Source organism: Streptomyces sp. NPDC048171 (assembly GCF_043202655.1).
GTDB lineage: Bacteria > Actinomycetota > Actinomycetes > Streptomycetales > Streptomycetaceae > Streptomyces.
On record NZ_JBIDAU010000007.1, the window covers coordinates 133,707 to 150,758 of the forward strand.

17 protein-coding genes are annotated in these 17,052 nt (G+C 73.0%); 8 read left to right on the forward strand and 9 right to left on the reverse strand.

The annotated features are described in order from the left end of the window. Positions 1–3: 3 nt before the first annotated feature. The 3 genes from pgm to ACGF3J_RS20670 form a co-directional block, all read right to left on the reverse strand. The gene (gene pgm / locus ACGF3J_RS20660; protein ID WP_393854454.1) at positions 4–1,644 is read right to left on the reverse strand and encodes a phosphoglucomutase (alpha-D-glucose-1,6-bisphosphate-dependent); all 1,641 of its coding nucleotides are present in this window, start codon (positions 1,642–1,644) and stop codon (positions 4–6) included. Positions 1,645–1,747: 103 nt separating this feature from the next. Then, a complete protein-coding gene (locus ACGF3J_RS20665; protein WP_260473973.1) occupies positions 1,748–2,176 on the reverse strand; it encodes a hypothetical protein in 429 nt (142 codons plus the stop codon). Positions 2,177–2,236: 60 nt separating this feature from the next. Next, the gene (locus tag ACGF3J_RS20670) at positions 2,237–3,172 is read right to left on the reverse strand and encodes a LysR family transcriptional regulator (protein ID WP_125489714.1); all 936 of its coding nucleotides are present in this window, start codon (positions 3,170–3,172) and stop codon (positions 2,237–2,239) included. Positions 3,173–3,266: 94 nt separating this feature from the next. Here ACGF3J_RS20670 and mdlC point away from each other — a divergent pair, with 94 nt between their 5' ends. The 3 genes from mdlC to ACGF3J_RS20685 all read left to right on the forward strand — a co-directional run bounded on the left by mdlC (position 3,267) and on the right by ACGF3J_RS20685 (position 7,683). Beyond that, positions 3,267–4,847, forward strand: coding sequence for a benzoylformate decarboxylase (gene mdlC / locus ACGF3J_RS20675; protein ID WP_161327631.1), 1,581 nt, complete (start codon positions 3,267–3,269; stop codon positions 4,845–4,847). A 60-nt stretch (positions 4,848–4,907) separates the two neighbouring features. Then, on the forward strand, positions 4,908–6,362 hold the full coding sequence (locus ACGF3J_RS20680; RefSeq protein ID WP_393854455.1) for a benzaldehyde dehydrogenase: 1,455 nt from the start codon (positions 4,908–4,910) through the stop codon (positions 6,360–6,362). A gap of 67 nt (positions 6,363–6,429) precedes the next feature. Then, the gene (locus ACGF3J_RS20685; protein ID WP_161332858.1) at positions 6,430–7,683 is read left to right on the forward strand and encodes an aromatic acid/H+ symport family MFS transporter; all 1,254 of its coding nucleotides are present in this window, start codon (positions 6,430–6,432) and stop codon (positions 7,681–7,683) included. Between the two features lie 77 nt (positions 7,684–7,760). Here the strand turns inward: ACGF3J_RS20685 and ACGF3J_RS20690 are convergent, their stop codons facing one another. Beyond that, on the reverse strand, positions 7,761–8,504 hold the full coding sequence (locus ACGF3J_RS20690; protein WP_161332857.1) for a PepSY domain-containing protein: 744 nt from the start codon (positions 8,502–8,504) through the stop codon (positions 7,761–7,763). A 76-nt stretch (positions 8,505–8,580) separates the two neighbouring features. Next, on the reverse strand, positions 8,581–9,567 hold the full coding sequence (locus ACGF3J_RS20695) for a LysR family transcriptional regulator (RefSeq protein WP_161332856.1): 987 nt from the start codon (positions 9,565–9,567) through the stop codon (positions 8,581–8,583). A 214-nt stretch (positions 9,568–9,781) separates the two neighbouring features. On the opposite strand from ACGF3J_RS20695, the gene snpA reads away from it, so the two are divergent. Then, complete coding sequence (gene snpA / locus ACGF3J_RS20700; protein ID WP_161332855.1) at positions 9,782–10,465, forward strand: snapalysin; 684 nt, start codon at positions 9,782–9,784, stop codon at positions 10,463–10,465. Positions 10,466–10,596: 131 nt separating this feature from the next. After that, a complete protein-coding gene (locus ACGF3J_RS20705; RefSeq protein WP_161332473.1) occupies positions 10,597–10,857 on the forward strand; it encodes a hypothetical protein in 261 nt (86 codons plus the stop codon). Positions 10,858–10,869: 12 nt separating this feature from the next. On the opposite strand, the gene ACGF3J_RS20710 is transcribed toward ACGF3J_RS20705, so the two are convergent. Then, entirely contained in the window at positions 10,870–11,553 is a 684-nt protein-coding gene (locus ACGF3J_RS20710; RefSeq protein ID WP_393854456.1) for an adenosylcobinamide amidohydrolase, read from the reverse strand. 178 nt (positions 11,554–11,731) lie between these two features. Here ACGF3J_RS20710 and ACGF3J_RS20715 point away from each other — a divergent pair, with 178 nt between their 5' ends. Continuing rightward, the gene (locus ACGF3J_RS20715) at positions 11,732–12,082 is read left to right on the forward strand and encodes a hypothetical protein (RefSeq protein WP_161329015.1); all 351 of its coding nucleotides are present in this window, start codon (positions 11,732–11,734) and stop codon (positions 12,080–12,082) included. A 47-nt stretch (positions 12,083–12,129) separates the two neighbouring features. Here the strand turns inward: ACGF3J_RS20715 and ACGF3J_RS20720 are convergent, their stop codons facing one another. Next, positions 12,130–13,326, reverse strand: coding sequence for a globin domain-containing protein (locus ACGF3J_RS20720; protein ID WP_161329016.1), 1,197 nt, complete (start codon positions 13,324–13,326; stop codon positions 12,130–12,132). Between the two features lie 72 nt (positions 13,327–13,398). Next, entirely contained in the window at positions 13,399–13,845 is a 447-nt protein-coding gene (gene nsrR, locus ACGF3J_RS20725) for a nitric oxide-sensing transcriptional repressor NsrR (protein ID WP_393854457.1), read from the reverse strand. 99 nt (positions 13,846–13,944) lie between these two features. Between nsrR and ACGF3J_RS20730 the strand changes: the two genes are divergently transcribed. Continuing rightward, positions 13,945–14,376, forward strand: coding sequence for a hypothetical protein (locus tag ACGF3J_RS20730; RefSeq protein WP_393854458.1), 432 nt, complete (start codon positions 13,945–13,947; stop codon positions 14,374–14,376). Between the two features lie 21 nt (positions 14,377–14,397). On the opposite strand, the gene ACGF3J_RS20735 is transcribed toward ACGF3J_RS20730, so the two are convergent. After that, positions 14,398–16,134, reverse strand: a complete 1,737-nt coding sequence (locus ACGF3J_RS20735; protein ID WP_161331838.1) for an MFS transporter — start codon at positions 16,132–16,134, stop codon at positions 14,398–14,400. A 121-nt stretch (positions 16,135–16,255) separates the two neighbouring features. Here ACGF3J_RS20735 and ACGF3J_RS20740 point away from each other — a divergent pair, with 121 nt between their 5' ends. Beyond that, positions 16,256–16,945, forward strand: coding sequence for a GAF and ANTAR domain-containing protein (locus ACGF3J_RS20740; protein ID WP_161331839.1), 690 nt, complete (start codon positions 16,256–16,258; stop codon positions 16,943–16,945). The last annotated feature ends 107 nt before the right edge of the window (positions 16,946–17,052 follow it).

The following is a 17,052-nucleotide window of genomic DNA, read 5'->3' on the forward strand; positions in this document are numbered from 1 at the left end:
GTCTCAGCCGCCCAGGGCGCCGAGGACGACGAGCTTGGCCTCGTCCTGCACCTGCCGGAGATGGTCGGCGCCGAGGAACGACTCACCGTAGATCTTGTAGACGTCCTCGGTGCCGGAGGGGCGGGCCGCGAACCACGCGTTCTCGGTGGTCACCTTGATGCCGCCGATGGGCGCGCCGTTGCCCGGTGCCTCGGTGAGGACGGCGGTCACGGGCTCGCCGGCGAGGGTGTCGGCGGTGACCTCGGCCGGGGACAGCCGGGCCAGCCGGGCCTTCTCCTCGCGGGTGGCGGGGGCGTCGATGCGGGCGTAGGCGGGTTCGCCGAAGCGGGCGGTGAGCGCGGCGTAGTGCTCGGAGGGGCTCCGGCCGGTGACGGCGGTGATCTCGGAGGCGAGCAGGGCGAGGATGATGCCGTCCTTGTCGGTGGTCCACACCGAGCCGTCCCGGCGCAGGAAGGACGCGCCCGCGGACTCCTCGCCGCCGAAACCGAGGGAGCCGTCGAGGAGACCGCCGACGAACCACTTGAAGCCCACCGGGACCTCGACCAGCCGCCGGCCGAGATCGCCGGCGACCCGGTCGATCATGCCGGAGGAGACCAGCGTCTTGCCCACGCCGGCGTCGGCGGGCCACTCGGTGCGGTGGGCGTAGAGGTAGGCGATGGCGGTGGCGAGGTAGTGGTTGGGGTTCATCAGGCCGCCGTCGGGGGTGACGATGCCGTGCCGGTCGGCGTCGGCGTCGTTGCCGGTGGCGATGGCGAAGCGGTCGCGCTTCTCGATCAGGGAGGCCATCGCGTGGGGCGACGAGCAGTCCATGCGGATCTTGCCGTCCCAGTCCAGCGTCATGAACCGCCAGGTCGGGTCGGTCAGCGGATTGACCACGGTCAGGTCGAGGCGGTGGTGCTCGGCGATCCGGCCCCAGTACGCGACGGAGGCGCCGCCCAGCGGGTCGGCGCCGAACCGTACGCCGGCCGAGCGGATCGCGTCGAGGTCGAGGACGGCCGGCAGGTCGGAGACGTAGCGGTCGAGGAAGTCGTAGCGTCCGGTGCCGGGGGCGGCGAGCGCCCGGGCGTAGGGGATGCGCCGTACGTCCTTCAGGCCGGCCGCGATGATCTCGTTGGCCCGGTCCTGGATCCAGGAGGTGGCGTCCGAACCGGCCGGTCCGCCGTTCGGCGGGTTGTACTTGAAACCGCCGTCGGCGGGCGGGTTGTGCGAGGGGGTGACGACCACGCCGTCCGCGAGGCCCGAGTCGCGGCCCCGGTTGTGGGTGAGGATGGCGTGCGACACCGCGGGGGTGGGGGTGTAGCCGTCGCCGGTGTCGATGAGGACGGTGACGTCGTTGGCGGCGAACACCTCCAGCGCGGTGACCCTGGCGGGCTCGGACAGGGCGTGTGTGTCGGCGCCCAGGAAGAGCGGGCCGTCGGTGCCCTGTGCGGAGCGGTACTCGCAGATGGCCTGGCTGGTGGCGGCGATGTGGTCCTCGTTGAACGCCGTCGCGAGGGACGACCCCCGGTGCCCGGACGTGCCGAAGGCCACGCGCTGGGCGGGCTCCGACGGGTCTGGGTGCAGGGCGTAGTACGCCGTCACCAGCCGGGCGACGTCGATCAGGTCCTCGGGGCCGGCCGGCTTCCCGGCTCGGTCGTGCTGCATGCGCCCACTCCTCCGCATCGGTCGGGACTTCGCTCGCGGTCCCATCTTCCCCTGTCCGGGGAGCGGCGCTGTGGCTTCCGGCCGGGGCCGTCCGGTAACGGCGTCAGATCCGGCCGCCGGTCATGCGGGTGAGGGGCCCCTGCGCGTGGCGGCCCGACCGCCGGCCCACCGCGTACGAGGCCGCGCTCAGGGCGGTGATGCCGGCGCCGACGCCCGCGGCGACGAGCTTGCGGTGGGCGATGACCGTCCAGGCGGTCTTCGCCCCGGCAACGACCTGGCCCGAGGTGGTGATGACGGCCTGACGGCCCGCCTCGACACCCTTGGCCGCGGTCTGCACGGCACCGTTCGCGGCCTGGGCGGAACGCTGGGCGCCGGCCTTGGCGGCCGACGTGGCGTCACCCGCCTTGTCGGCGGCGGCCCGTGTCGCCCGGGAGGCGGGGGCGGTCGCCTTCTTGGCGGCGCTCTCGGCCTTGGCCTCGGCGGTCCGCGTAGTGGTGGGCTTCTTGTTCGTGTCCTTGTTCGGATCGCTCATGGACACCGCATTGCCCCTCACCGCGACCGCAAACACCCGTAGTTCGCGCGGCCTCAGGTCTCAGCGGGCGGCGGTGGGCGGCAGTTGGGCCGGGCTCACCTGTTCGCCCAGTACCTCCGCCATGAACTGGACCAGCCAGCGCTGCGCGGGAGCGCGCGAGGACTCGTGCCGTGCGTACAGGGCGATCTCGATCGGCTCGGTCTCGAACGGCAGGCGCACCAGGCGCACCCGGTGCGAGGCGGTGAAGACCTCGCCGACGAACTCGGGGACGATCGCGACGAGATCGGTCTGCTCCAGCAGGTAGGGCAGCATCGAGAAGCGGGTGGCGTCCACGGCGACCCGTTCCAGGAGTCCGTGCGCGGCCAGCACCGCCCGGGGCGCGACGTGCCCGCTCGGCCCGAACACCGTCGCGTGGTGCTCGGCGGCGAGGTCGGCCAGCGTGGCCGCGTCGCCCCGGATGCGCGGATGGTCCGCGGCGACCATGAGGACGTAGCGCTCCCGGAAGAGCGGGACCCGCACGGTCAGGTGCGAGGTGATCACCGGGGTGGCCACGAACACGTCGAGGTCGCCGCGGCGCAGCTGGCTCTCGGCGTCCTCCACGTCGAAGGGCCGGACGGTGAACGACACGCCCGGCGCCCGCTCGCGCGCGGCGGCGAGGAGCCTCGGCAGGAGCGTCGCCTCGCCGAGGTCGGACAGCGCGATGGTGAAGCGCCCGGACATGGTGGCGGGGTCGAACACGTCGCCCTGCCGGACCGTCCCGTCGATCTCCGCCAGGGCGCGCTGGAGCGGCTCGTACAGCCGCCGGGCGCCTGCGGTGGGCGTCAGCCCGCGCCCGTTGCGGCGGAACAGCTCGTCGTCGAAGTGGCGCCGGAGCTTGCCCAGGCTGTAGCTGACGGTGGGCTGAGTGACGTGCAGCGTCTCGGCGGTGGCCGTGACGCTGCCGGTCTCGTACAGGAGCACGAAGACCCGGGCGAGGTTGAGATCGAAGGTGCCCATATCGATGGACTCTATATCGCGGCACCGAAACATCTATTGGTGCCCATGTCGCGGGGTGCCTAGCGTGTCGGACGTCACTTCGAAAGGAACGTCCGTGTCATCCGTGCGTCGTGTCTCCCACGATTTCCTGGAGCGCCAGGGACTCACCACCGTCTTCGGCAATCCGGGCTCCAACGAGCTGCCGTTCCTCGCCGGACTGCCGGACGGATTCCGCTACGTCCTCGGCCTGCACGAGGGCGCCGTCGTCGGGATGGCCGACGGGTACGCCCAGGCGACCGGGCGACCGGTCCTGGTCAACCTGCACGCGGCCTCCGGTTCCGGCAACGCGATGGGCGCGCTGACGAACGCGGTGGCCGCGCGCACCCCGCTGGTGGTGCTGGCCGGCCAGCAGGTCAGGCCCGCGATCGGCCCGGAGGCCAACCTGGCCAGCGTGGACGCCCCCGCCCTGATGAAGCCGCTGGTGGGCTGGGCGGCGGAACCGGCGTGCGCCGAGGACGTGCCGCGCGCCCTCGCCCAGGCCGTCTTCGAGGCGCGGCTCCAGCGGCGGCCGACGTACCTCTCGGTGCCGTACGACGACTGGTCGGCCGAGGCCGGCGACAACGCGAAGGCGGTACTGGACCGGTGGGTCGAGCTGGCCGCCGTGCCCGGCGCCGGGCAGAGTCAGCGGCTCGTCGAGCGGGTCGCCGCCGCCCGTCGCCCCGCCCTCGTGCTGGGCGGCGACATCGACTCCGACGGCCTCTTCGACGACGCGGTCCGGCTGGCCGAGCGTCTCGGCGCTCCGGTGTGGGCGGCCCCCTCGCTGTTCCGGCTGCCCTTTCCCAACCGGCACCCGCAGTTCCAGGGGGTGCTGCCCGCCGGGATCGCACCCGTCTCGGCGGCGTTCGAGGGCCACGACCTCGTGCTCGTGCTGGGCGCGCCGGTCTTCCGCTACCACGAGCACCTACCCGGCCCCTACCTTCCCGAGGGCACCCGGCTGATCCAGGTGACCGGGGACGCGTCGGCCGCCGCGCGGGCGCCGATGGGCGAGGCCCTGGTCGCGGACCCCTCGGCCGTCGTCGAGCTGCTCCTGAAGTCGCTGGACGCGCCCGCGAGGCCCCCGGCGCCCTACCGGCCGGCGCCCGCACCGCTCACCACCGAGGGTCCCGGTCTCCACCCCGAGCAGGTCTTCGCCGCCCTGCGCGACGAACTGCCCGAGGACACGGCGTACGTCGTCGAGTCGACGTCGACCAACGCGGCCTGGTGGCGCCAGATGGATCTGCGCCGGCCCGGCTCCTACTACTTCCCGGCAGCCGGCGGCCTCGGCTTCGGCCTGCCCGGCGCGGTGGGGGTCGCGATGGCCCGGCCCGACCGCCCGGTCGTGGCGGTGGTCGGCGACGGCTCGGCCAACTACGGCATCACCGCCCTGTGGACGGCGGCGCAGCACCGGGTTCCGCTGACCGTCGTACTGCTGCGCAACGGCACGTACGGGGCGCTGCGCTGGTTCGGCGGGCTGCTCGGCGTGCCGGACGCCCCCGGCCTCGACATCCCGGGGCTGGACTTCACCCGTATCGCGGAGGGCTACGGCGTCGCCGCCCGGCACGCCGAGGGCGCCGAGGAACTGCGCGCCGTCCTCGCCGAGCCGACGGCCGGGCCCCGGCTGATCCAGGTGGACACGGCGCTCACCACGCCCTCCTGACCGCACGGGCGTTCCGGGCATCCCGAGAACGCGCACGAAGAGCACGAGGAAAGGGACACGATGACACTCCTGGACAGCGACGTCTGGGGCCGGAAGTTCTACAGCGACGGCTGGCGGGACTCCCCGGTCGCGCATCCGGTGACCGAGCCGGCCACCGGCGACCGGCTCGGCGCGGTCGGGCTGGCCACGGCCGAGGACGTGGGCCGTGCCGCCACCCGGGCCGCCGAGGCCCAGCGCGCCTGGGCGGCGACCGGGCCGCAGGAGCGGGCCGCCGTGCTGCGGCGCGCGGGTGAGCTGTTCACCGAGCACGCCGCCGAGATCGAGGACTGGCTGGTGCGCGAGGGCGGCTCGGTGCGGTCCAAGGCCGCCTTCGAGGTGGGGCTCGCGATCGGCGAGTGCTTCGAGTGCGCGGGTCTGCCGACGCACCCGCAGGGCGAGGTGCTCACCTCGCAGGAGGCCCGCTGGTCGCTCGCCCGCCGCCGCCCGGCCGGTGTCGTGAGCGTGATCGCGCCCTTCAACTTCCCGCTCATCCTGGGTCTGCGCTCCGTCGCGCCGGCGCTGGCCCTGGGCAACGCCGTGCTGCTCAAGCCCGACCCGCGGACCGCGGTCGGCGGCGGTGTGGTCATCGCCCGGATCTTCGAGGAGGCCGGGCTGCCCGCCGGTGTCCTGCACCTGCTGCCCGGCGACGGCGAGGTCGGACAGGCGGTCGTCGAGGCGCCGGAGGTGCGGGTCGTCTCCTTCACCGGCTCCACGCCGGTCGGGCGGGCGATCGGTGAGCGGGCCGGACGGCTCCTGAAGCGGGCCCACCTGGAACTCGGCGGGAACAACGCGCTGGTCGTGCTGCCCGGCGCGGACGTGCCGAGGGCGGCCTCGGCGGGCGCGTTCGGGTCCTACCTGCACCAGGGGCAGATCTGCATGACGACCGGCCGGCACATCGTGCACGAGTCGCTGGTGGAGGAGTACACCGCCGCGCTCGCCGCGAAGGCCGACGCCCTGCCGGTCGGCGACCCGGCCCGCGAGGACGTGGCGCTCGGCCCGCTGATCGACCGCCGTCAGCTGGAGCGCGTGCACGGCATCGTCACCGACAGCGTCGCGGCCGGCGCGAAGGTCGCCGCGGGCGGCCGGCCCGACGGTGCCGGTTACCGCGCCACCGTCCTCACCGGTCTGACGACCGACATGCCCGCGTGGCGCGAGGAGATCTTCGGCCCCGTCGCGCCGGTCATCGCCTTCTCCACGCTGGAGGAGGCCGCGCGCATCGTCGACGACTGCGAGTTCGGGCTGTCGGTGGGCATCCTCGGCGACGTCGGTACGGCGATGAAGCTGGCCGACCGGATCGACTCCGGCAAGGTGCACATCAACGAGCAGACCGTGAGCGACGAGCCCAACGCCCCCTTCGGCGGGGTCAAGTCCTCGGGCACCGGCTCCCGCTTCGGCGGCGCCGCGGCCAACGTCGAGGCGTTCACGGAGACCCAGTGGGTGACGGTCCGCCCGGACATCGCCGACTACCCGTTCTGATCCCTCCGGCCATCCCGGCCGTTCCGGCTCCGCTCACTCACACCCGTCCCCCGGGGGGAGAGTCACCATGGCTTCCACCACCACGTCCGACGCGCCCGCACAGGCCGGCCGCGCCGGCAACAGCTCCTGGACGGTGGTCCTCTGCTGGATCACCGTCCTGCTGGAGGGTTACGACCTCGTCGTCCTCGGCGCCATCATCCCCACCCTGCTCAAGACGCATCACCTCGGCATGACCGCGGGTGACGCGACCACCATCGCGACGCTGTCGCTCGTCGGCGTCGCCATCGGCGCGGTCTGCGTCGGTCCGCTGGCCGACCGGCTGGGCCGCCGCCGGCTGCTCATCGGCTCGGTCGTGCTCTTCTCGGTCCTCACCGTCGTCGTGCCGCTGGCGGACTCCGTCGCGATGTTCGCCGCGCTGCGCCTCCTCGCCGGTCTGGGCCTGGGCGCCTGCATGCCGGTCTCGCTGACGATGATGGCCGAGCACATGCCCGCCGACCGGCGTGCCCGGGCCAGCACCCTGACGATGACCGGCTACCACACGGGTGCGGTGATCACTTCGTTGCTGGCCCTCCAGGTGGCCGACGACTGGGAGGTCCTCTTCTACCTGCTCGGCGTCGTCGGCCTCGTGATCGCCGTCGTCCAGTGGTTCAAGCTGCCGGAGTCGGAGGCGTTCGTCCGGGCCAGGCAGGACGGCGCCCGGCGGCTGCCGTTCACCGAGCTGCTCAAACCGGCCCACCTGCGCGCCGGCGTCGGCATCTGGGTCGCGTCGTTCATGGGCCTGCTGCTGGTCTACGGCCTCAACACCTGGCTGCCGAAGCTGATGAACGACGCCGGCTACCCCGTGCCGACCGCCGTCACCCAGCTCCTCGTGCTCAACGTCGGCGGTGTCGTCGGCCTGGTCCTCGGCGGGTTCGTCGCCGACCGGCGGGGCATCAAGGGCACCACGATGGTCTGGTTCGCGGTCTCGGTGGTGATGCTGGGGTGTCTGAGCATCCGCATGGAGAGCGACCTGATGCTCAACGTCGTCGTCTTCCTCACCGGCGTGTTCGTCTTCTCGGCCATGGTGCTCGTCTACGCCTACGTGACGAGCTTCTACCCGGCGTCCGTGCGGAGCACCGCGCTCGGTTCCGCGTCCGGGATCGGCCGGATCGGCTCGATCGTCGGCCCGTCGATCACCGGCGCGCTGGTCGCCTCGGGGATCGGTCACCCGTGGGGCTTCTACTTCTTCGCCGCGGTCGCGGTCCTCGGCTTCCTGGCCGTCATGACGCTGCCCCGCGTCCGCGGGAACGACCCGGCTCGGGCCGCCGCGCCCTCGGGGTGACGGCGCGCACGGCACGCGGAACGGGAGCAGTGGGTCCGGTGACCCGCTGCTCCCGTCGGCGTCCGGGGTTCGGTGACTCAGTCGTTGTCGACGTCCTCGGTCAGGACCTTGCCGTTGGCCGCGTCGACACCGACGGTGGTCTTGTTCCAGTTGTCGGTGGAGACCACGTCGACGGCCCACACGACCTGCTGGTTGTCGTTGTCGCCCAGTTCGACGTGGGTGACGGTGCCCTTGGCCGCGCCGGTGGCCGCCTTGACCGCCTGCTGCGGTGACTGCTTGGCCTGGCCCAGCCAGTCGGCCGTCTGCTGCTTGTCGTCGGCGTCCTGGTCCGGATCGGCCTGGACGCGGAAGACCTTTCCGCTGACCGCGTCGATGTCGACGCGGTGCACGGTGCCGTCGGTCTCGGCGACCTTGGCCTCCCATTCCGGCGCGCCCTGACTGGGCGCCGGGTTCGGCATGCTGGGGCTCGGGGAGCCGGTCGGCGACGCGGTGGCGTCGGCCTCGGTGCGCTTGAGTTCGAGGTCCACGAGCTTGCCCTCGGGAACCTCCTTGACAGCGGTGTCGGCGGCCTTGTCCCAGGTGACCTTGGTCGCCGAGACGAGGTCCTTCCGCTCGGTCTGGTCCTCGTTCAGCGAGGGAGACCCGGAGGGGGACGCGGTGGAGGAATCGGTCGCGGTCGGAGACGCGGTCTGGGCCGCCTCCGCGACGCTCGAACGTGTCGTATCGGCGTTCGTGCAGGCGGTCAGCAACAGAACGGAAGTGCCCAGGGCACCCATCACGGCCAGCGAACGCAGCGGCGGAAGTCGTCGTGCAGAGCTCATGATGCTCTCCGTAACCCCTCCGTCACCCGGACACACCGACCCGTAGGAAAATCACTCCATCGGACGGATCGCGGGCTCAGCGGGCCCGGACGAACTCGACCCGGTCGGTGCCGCCCCCGGTCAGCGGGCGCCGGGGCAGCATCCGGATCCCCGCGCCCTCCAGCCACTCCCGGTACGCGGTGGACTGGCGGGCCACCTCCCAGTACGCCTCCTCCAGCGCCGGGAAGACGGCGTCCAGCTCGGCCCGGGTGCGCGCGGCCAGCAGCAGGCGTACGCCGATGGGGTCGCCGTACAGGCGCCGCACCGCCATGTCGGGACGGGACTGGGAGCTGGGCTGGCAGACGGTCACGACCTCGCCGGTGGCGACGAGGGACGCGGCGGTGTGGTAGTCGCCGTGCAGGACACGCGGGTTGAGGCCGACGGCGCGCAGCATGCGGTGCACGCCGTCCCACTCGCCGTCGACGGTGGGATCGACCATCCAGCGGTCGTCGGCCAGGTCGGCGAGCCGGACGACCGGGCGGGTGGCCGCGGGGTGGTCGGCGGGCAACATGACGAACTGGGGTTCCCGCTCGACGAGGACGCGCAGGCGCAGCCCCTCGGGGACGTGCAGGGTGCTGCCCTCGACCTCGTGCACGAAGGCGACGTCGAGCTGTCCCTCGGTCACCCGGCGCAGCAGCGCGTTGGCGGAGACGTCCATCTGGAGGGTGGGCTCCAGGCCCGGGCGTCTGAGCCGGCGCAGCCAGCCCGCCAGGGCGCGGCTGGCGGTGGAGCCGACCCGCAGCCTGCTGTCGCCGCCGGCCGCGGCGGCGCGGGCCTCCCGTACCAGGGTGCTCATGTCGGTCAGCAGCGGACGGGCCCGGCCGAGGACGGAGCGGCCGAGCGGGGTCGGACGGCAGCCGGTGCGTTCGCGGACGAACAGGGGGCCGCCCAGGGCCTGTTCGATGCGGCTCAACTGGGTGCTCAACGTGGGCTGGCTGACACCGAGTTGGCGCGCCGCCCGGTGCAGGCTGCCGGCGTCGGCGATGGCGCACAGCGCGCGTAGGTGCCTCACCTCGAGCTCCATGCTGGGAGCGTAAGGCGGAACAGTTGGTTGCGCCAGGTGAACAAAACGCGGCGGATCAGGGCGAGTTCTGCACTCCGGCCCAAGCGGCACCCAAGTCGCGGTGAACGGTGATAGCCCCGGCCTATCACCGGTTGCCATCATCACAGCGGGCTCCTGGGCGCTCCACACTCACCGGTGACGACTTCTCCCCACTCCCCCACTCTAGGAGTCATCGATGCGCATCAGCATGCCCCTCCTGTCCACCGCGGCCGGTCTCGGCCTGACGGCGGCCCTGCTCGGCAGCGCTCCCGCCGCGACGGCAGCCACTCCCCAGGAGCCGTCGCACGCCGCTCACCTGGGCTTCGAGCCCTCGGCCGGCTCGGGCGAGGACGCGGCGGCGAACCGGGCGTTCTTCGAAGCGGTCATCAAGTCCGTGGCCGAGAAGCGCGCCGCCAGTCCGTCGTCGGCGGCTGCCGTCACCGTCTACTACAGCGCCGCCAACGCGCCGAGCTTCCGCTCGCAGATATCCCGCTCCACCCAGATCTGGAACGGCTCGGTGTCCAACGTGCGGCTCGCGGAGAGAAGTTCCGGCGCCGACTTCGCGTACTACGAGGGCAACGACTCCCGCGGCTCGTACGCCTCGACGGACGGTCACGGCAACGGGTACATCTTCCTCGACTACCGGCAGAACCAGCAGTACGACTCGACGCGGGTGACCGCGCACGAGACCGGGCACGTGCTCGGCCTGCCCGACCACTACTCGGGGCCGTGCAGCGAGCTGATGTCCGGCGGCGGTCCCGGCCCGTCGTGCACCAACGCCTACCCGAACGCCGCCGAGCGCAGCCGGGTGAACCAGCTGTGGGTCAACGGCTTCAAGGCGGCCCTCGACAAGGCGCTGGAGAAGACCTCCGCGCGCTGACGGCCCGACGACACACGCGGGGGCGGCCCGGCCGGGGCCGCCCCCGCGTGCGCGTACGCCCGGCCCGCTTGCCCAAGCCCATCGCGGGTAACCGGAGTTCACATCTCTACGACCTCCGTGAGGAGTCCGACATGGACGAGCGGCAGACGCCCGCCGGCAGCGATCTCGGCGACCTGGAACCGGGCACACGGCAGCGCGCCCAGTTGCGCACCCGCCTGTCCGACATCGCCTGGACCGCGCTGTGCGTCGTGCTCGCCCTGTGGGCTGTGTGGACCGTCGTCGATCTCGCCCGGGGCGCGACCGCGTGGGCGTACAGCGCCGTGGCCTGGGTGCTGCTGGCCGCTGCGCTGGTCCTGCGGACGATGGCGATGCGGCGCAGGACGTCGTTGTAGCGGGGCGCCTGCTCACCCGAGGGCGGGCAGTGCCGCCCCTACGGCCCGGTGGACGGCGCGCGCCAGCCGCGCGCCCCATTCGGAACGGGGACCGGCGAAGGAGTGCGTGACCTCGGCACCGTGCGGCGCGCGGGCGGCGACGCACACGGCGTCCGTGGGGGTTCCCGAGCAGTCGAGTCCCGCGTCCAGCAGCGCCTGCACCTTGGCCTCGGTCGCCGTCATCACCGCGTTCACCAGTGCGGCGTCGCTCAGCGCGACCGGCACCGCGGCGACGATGTTGATCGTCCCGGGCGGGGCGGCGGCCGGGACGCCCTCCTCCGGCGAGGCGGCCCAGCCGCGTACCGAGATACCGGCGGTCACGACGGCTTCGGCCCCGCCGTCGCGCGCGCGGGCGAAGGCAGACACGTCGGCGGCCGTCATCAGCCCCACACCGGGCCCCCGGGCGCCGGCGGCGTGGGCGAGGTCCGTCAGGTGGCGGGCGGGGTCGGTGCGCCGGTACCCGTGGGCGACCTGGGCGTTGAGCACCCACGCGCGCTCGGCGATCCCGCCGCCCAGCACGGCGCTGCTGGCCATCCGCCAGCCGGGGCCCGGACGCCAGAGCAGGGCGTGCAGCCGTTCGCCGTCCTCCAGCCGCGTCAGGTGCTCCAAGGCCGGCAGTCGGTGCCCGGTGCGGGGCGGGGGCAGCAGGGCGGGCACGGGTCGGGGCTCCTCGGGGTGGCCGACGGGGGTCCTGGCGGACCGGACGATCGTACTCAGTGGCGGCGCGCCCCAAGCGGTGCCGGGTGCGTCGTGGTCCCGGGGTGCGTTGCGGACCCGGTTCCGGGGACCTTCACTGAACACAACTTCGCCACCAGGCGACGGATCGGAGGCCGCGATGCTGTCCCACACCCTGGAGCATGGGGTCCTGGTCATCACGGTGGACCGGGACCCGGGAATCGACGGGCGGGCCACGCTGACCACGCACATCACCAACCTGGTCGACGCCCATCAGCCGACCCCCGTCGTCATCGTGCTGACCGACGGTGCCGACGGCCACGCGGCGGTCAGTGCCGTACTCCGGGCCCATCAGTGGTGCGGCCGGCTCGGTGTCCTGATGTCCGTGGTCACCCACAGCGCGCCGGTCCGGCGGCTGCTGGAGAGCAACGCGGACACCTCGGGTACCCGGCTGGTGGTGCACGCCCGCGTCGACACCGCCATCACGACCGCGTTCACCGCTGCGGCCTAACGTCCGCGCGCGATTCCAACGTGCCGGTGCGCGTGGGGCGGCGCCCGCTACGAGCGTCCGAGCCAGAGGTCGGGCCCGAAGACCTCGTAGTGGACGGCCTCGGCGGGCACGCCCCGGCGCAGCAGGTCGCCGCGGACGGCGCGCATGAACGGCACCGGGCCGCACAGGTAGGCCGTGAGCCCCGGGGGCAGTTCGACTCCGGCGAGGTCGACGCGACCGGCCGTCGCCTCCGGTGCCGCCTCGCCGGGCTCCTCGTAGAACAGGTGCAGCCGGGCACCGGGCAGCGCGCGGACCAGGTCGCGCTGTTCCCGCCGGTGCGCGTGGTGGGCGGGGGCGCGGTCGGCGTGCACGACGGTGACCGGCCGGGTGGCGCCGGTGGCGGCCAGGTGGTCGAGCATGGCCAGCACGGGGGTGACGCCGATGCCGGCGGAGGCCAGCAGCAGCGGTCCGTCGTCCTCCGCGAGGGCGAGGTCGCCGAAGGGCGCGGAGACGGTGAGCACGTCGCCCTCGCGGGCGTGGGCGTGCAGCCAGGAGGAGACCTCGCCGTCGGGCCGTCCGTCGCCGTGCACGTGTTTGACGGTGACGCGCAGGTCGGTGCGGCCGGGTGCGGCGGAGAGGCTGTACTGGCGGATCTGGTGGGAGCCGTCGGGCAGTTCGGAGCGGACGCTGACGTACTGGCCCGGGCGGAAGGGAGCCGCGGGGCGGTCGTCGGCGGGCCGCAGGACGAGGCTGAGCGCGTCGGGGCTCTCCTCGCACCGTTCGACGATCTCCATCCGGCGCCACACGTCGCCCTCGGCCACGCCCGCCTCCGCGTAGAGACGGGCCTCGACGGCTGTCAGCGCGTTGGCCATCAGCCAGTAGACCTCGTCCCAGGCGGCGGCGACCTCGGGGGTCACGGCGTCGCCGAGGACGTCGCCGATCGCGGCGAACAGATGGCGGTGGACGGTCTTGTACTGGTCGGAGGTGATGCCGAGGGAGGCGTGCTTGTGCGCGATCCGGGACAGCATCACGTCGGGCCGGGTGTCGGGCCTCTCCAGCAGCAGGCCGGCGAACGCGGCGATGGAGCCGGCCAGGGCCCGCTGCTGCTCCCCGCTCGCCTGGTTGCCGCGGTTGAACAGGTCCCGGAGCAGCTCGGGATGGGCGTCGAACAGCTTCCGGTAGAACAGCTCGGTGATGTCGCCGATGGCCGCTCGGACGGCGGGCAGGGTCGCGCGGACCACGGGGACGGACTGTTCGGAGAGCACGGCGGCTCCTTAATTGGTAGTTGATATTCGTGTTTTAGGCCGCGGGTACCCGCGGCCGCGGGCGCGCGCCCGTCAGCCGGAGGGGCGGTCCGAGAGGCCGACGAGCAGCGGGCCGGTGGGCGAGGCGACCAGGTCGGCGACGGTCAGCGGGTCGAGGGCGGCGTAGAACGCCTCCTGGGCGTCGCGGAGCGCGGCCCGCAGGCGGCAGGCCGACCGCAGCGGGCACGGCGGGTCGCCTTCGCAGGCGACGACCTCACCGTCGCCTTCGAGCTCCCGCACCAGCCGGCCGACCGAGGCGTCGCGCCCCGCGCCGGTCAGCGCCAGCCCGCCGCCACGACCGCGCCGCGCCTCGACCACTCCGAGGTGCTGGAGCCGGGTGACGGCCTTCGCCGCGTGTGTGTACGGCACGCCCATCGCGTCGGCCACCTCGCGGGTGGTCAGCGGGTCGTCACCGTCTCTCACGACCGCCAGGCGCATGACGGAACGCAGCGCCAGGTCGGTGAACTTCGTCAGCCGCACAGCCGTGACGCTATCAAATACGCATAATGGATTCGTGTTTATTGACGGCTATGACCCTGTGGCACGCGTCACCGGGCGCGGAAGGCGCGGTGACCGCTGATGACAGGGCACGAAGACGGCTCCCCCGCACCGGCACCCGGCCCTCCCCTCCCCCGGGTCCTGTGCGACACGGCGCGACTGCTGTCGCCCGGCGACGAGGGGGCCACCGGCGCCCTGTGGCGACTGGCGGAACCCGGGCGGCAACTCGACGCCAACGTCGTCCGCATCCCCGCGGCCGGGCGGGTCGGCACGCACACCGAACCGGACCTCGACGTCCTGCTGCTCGTCCTCGACGGCGCGGCCTCCCTGGTCGGCGCCGACGGCGACCGCCCCCTGCACAAGGGCGTCCTGACCTGGCTGCCCCACGGTTCCGCCCGGGGTGTCCTCGCCGGCCCGGACGGGGTGACGTACCTGACCGTGCACCGGCGGCGTCCCGGCATGCGCGTGCAGCCGCCGGGCGCCGCCGAACGGCTCCGGCCCGGCGGAGACTGACCCCGGGCCGGCCGCACGGGCTCAGGCCCCGGCGCGCAGTTCCGTGAGGGACCGCGCGGTCAGGGGGCGCGGGGCGTCGTCCGGGTCGACGAGGACCACGGTGCAGGTGGCGGCGTGGGTGAGGGCGCTGGTGAAACTGCCGTCGGCGAACTGCTCCAGCGGCCCGCGCGGTGAACGGCCGACGGCGACCGTACGGGCCCGGGCCTCGGCCGCGTGCCGGGCCAGGGCGCGACCGGCGGCGGCGTGGTCGCCGACGCCGCCCAGGACCTGGCCGGTGGCGGCGACACCGAGGGCGCCCAGGCGGTCGAGGTGGGCGGTGACCGCGCGCCGGGCCTGCTCCTCGGTCTCGGTGTCGACGGCCTGTCCCTCCACGACGGCGGTCAGCCGCACGTGGACGACCTCCAGCGGACTGCCGGTGTCGCGGGCGAGGCGGGCCGCGCTGTCGACGATGACACCGGCCCGGTCGTGGGCGCCGACGGCGACGATGACGGGGTGCGCGGCGGCCGGGGTGCCGGACCCCACGGGGGTGAGCGACGGGGCCACCGCTTCGCCGTCGCCGGCGCCCGCCTCGGCCTCGCGCAGCAGCCGGTGGCCGCAGGCCAGGACCGGGATGGCGAGGAGGAAGGTGGCGGCACCGAGGTAGAACGGGACGCCGAGGTCGGTGGCGTCGGCGAGCTTCCCGGCGGCGTAGGGCGCCAGGCCGCCGCCGATGAAGCGGAGGAAGCCGTACGCGGAGGAGGCCACGGGGCGCTCGACGGGCGAGACGAGCATGACGGCCTGAGTGGTCAGGGTGTTGTTGATGCCGATGAACGCCCCGCTGACGATGACCGCGACGACGACGGTGGCGGGACTGGTGACGCCGGCCGCGATGACGGCCATCACGACGCCGAGACCGAGCAGGTTGGCGTACAGGACCGGTGCGGTGCCGAACCGGGCCTGCAGGCGCGGGGCGAAGAAGACGCTGAAGGCGGCGACCAGCAGGCCCCAGGCGGTGAAGACCAGTCCGAGCCGGTGGGCGTCCAGCTCCATCGGGTACGGGGCGTAGCCGAGCATGGTGAAGAAGCCCCAGTTGTACAGCAGGGCCATGATGCCCATGGTGAGCAGGCCGCGGTGGCGCAGCGCACGCAGCGGCGCCATGGGTGAGGTGCGCCGTGCGGGCCTGGGCAGGTCGGGGACGAGGGCCAGGGTGGCGACGAGCGCGACGGCCATGAGGACGGCGACGCCGAAGAAGGGGCCGCGCCAGCTGATGGCGCCGAGTTCGCCGCCGAGCAGCGGGCCGACGGCGATGCCGAGGCCCAGGGCGGTCTCGTAGAGGATGATCGCGCCGCCGAAGCCGCCGCTCGCGGAGGCCACGATGACCGCGAGGGAGGTGGCGATGAACAGGGCGTTGCCCAGTCCCCAGCCGGCGCGGAAGCCGACGATGCCGTTGATGGAGTCGGTGGCGCCCGCCAGGGCCGCGAAGACGACGATGATCGCCAGGCCGGTGACCAGGGTGCGTTTGGCTCCGATACGGCTGGACACCCAGCCGACGAAGAGCATGGCGACGGCGGTGACGATCAGGTAGCTGCTGAACAGCAGGCTGACCTGGCTCGGCGTGGCGTCCAGGCTGTCGGCCAGCGCGGGCAGGATCGGATCGACCAGACCGATGCCCATGAACGAGATGACGCAGGCGAAGGCGACGGCCCAGACGGCCCGGGGCTGGCGGAACGGGCCACCGGACCTGCCGGGTTCGCCGTCCTTGGCTCGCGATGGGTCCATGTGCGCATGATGCATTTAGATGTAACGTGAATCAAGATGTGTGCGGGCCGACTTCCGCTGTTGCTTCCCCGCTTCTGCGGGCACTCGCTCCCGGAAGCGAGGAAGCGAGGGAGGTGACGGCATGGACTGGCGCGGGTTCGCGCAACAGATGGCGTCCTTGGCCCGCGATCTGCTGGCACAGGAATCGGTGAACGACACCCTGGAGCGGATCACCGGCTCGGCCACGGAACTGGTGGACGGCTGCGACGCCGCGGGCATCCTCATCCTGCGTGGGCGCCGGGTGCGGTCACTCGCCCCCACCGACCAGGTGGTCGAGGAGAGCGACGCGCTCCAGGAACGTATGGGTGAGGGGCCGTGCTTCGACGCCGCGCGCACCACGGACGGGCAGCGGCAGTACCGGATCGCCGACTTCCGCGACGAGGCACGACGCTGGCCCAAGTACGTCCCCGAGGCCCGCAGGCTGAACCTCGGCAGCATGATGGGTTTCCTGCTCTTCACCGAGGACGAGAATCTCGGGGCCCTGAACCTCTACTCCTATCGCCCCGGCGCCTTCACCGAGGCCGACGAGACGGCGGGCTGGCTGCTGGCCTCGCACGCGGCGGTCGCCTTCTCCACCGCCCGTACGCACGCCCAGCTCCAGGAGGCCATCGGGACCCGGCACACCATCGGCGAGGCCATGGGCATCCTCATGGGCAGCCACCACCTCACCGAGGAGCAGGCCTTCGCCGCACTGCGCCGGTACTCGCAGGACAACAACGTCAAACTGCGCGATCTCGCGGCCCGCGTCTGCGAGTTGGGGCGCCTGCCCTGAGCGTCGTGCGCACGCATGAGCAAAGATTGACCGACTTCCTCTCGTTTCGATCACGAACTCTCGTATAGTGATCGTCCGTTGAGTGGCGTGTGACTACCTCCTGCTCG

Coding starts and splice junctions, on each gene's coding strand:
- pgm (WP_393854454.1), bottom strand. CDS start 1,644: ATGCAGCACGACCGAGCCGGGAAGCCGGCCGGCCCCGAGGACCTGATC.
- ACGF3J_RS20665 (WP_260473973.1), bottom strand. CDS start 2,176: ATGAGCGATCCGAACAAGGACACGAACAAGAAGCCCACCACTACGCGG.
- ACGF3J_RS20670 (WP_125489714.1), bottom strand. CDS start 3,172: ATGGGCACCTTCGATCTCAACCTCGCCCGGGTCTTCGTGCTCCTGTAC.
- ACGF3J_RS20680 (WP_393854455.1), top strand. CDS start 4,908: ATGACACTCCTGGACAGCGACGTCTGGGGCCGGAAGTTCTACAGCGAC.
- ACGF3J_RS20685 (WP_161332858.1), top strand. CDS start 6,430: ATGGCTTCCACCACCACGTCCGACGCGCCCGCACAGGCCGGCCGCGCC.
- ACGF3J_RS20690 (WP_161332857.1), bottom strand. CDS start 8,504: ATGAGCTCTGCACGACGACTTCCGCCGCTGCGTTCGCTGGCCGTGATG.
- ACGF3J_RS20695 (WP_161332856.1), bottom strand. CDS start 9,567: ATGGAGCTCGAGGTGAGGCACCTACGCGCGCTGTGCGCCATCGCCGAC.
- snpA (WP_161332855.1), top strand. CDS start 9,782: ATGCGCATCAGCATGCCCCTCCTGTCCACCGCGGCCGGTCTCGGCCTG.
- ACGF3J_RS20705 (WP_161332473.1), top strand. CDS start 10,597: ATGGACGAGCGGCAGACGCCCGCCGGCAGCGATCTCGGCGACCTGGAA.
- ACGF3J_RS20715 (WP_161329015.1), top strand. CDS start 11,732: ATGCTGTCCCACACCCTGGAGCATGGGGTCCTGGTCATCACGGTGGAC.
- ACGF3J_RS20730 (WP_393854458.1), top strand. CDS start 13,945: ATGACAGGGCACGAAGACGGCTCCCCCGCACCGGCACCCGGCCCTCCC.
- ACGF3J_RS20735 (WP_161331838.1), bottom strand. CDS start 16,134: ATGGACCCATCGCGAGCCAAGGACGGCGAACCCGGCAGGTCCGGTGGC.
- ACGF3J_RS20740 (WP_161331839.1), top strand. CDS start 16,256: ATGGACTGGCGCGGGTTCGCGCAACAGATGGCGTCCTTGGCCCGCGAT.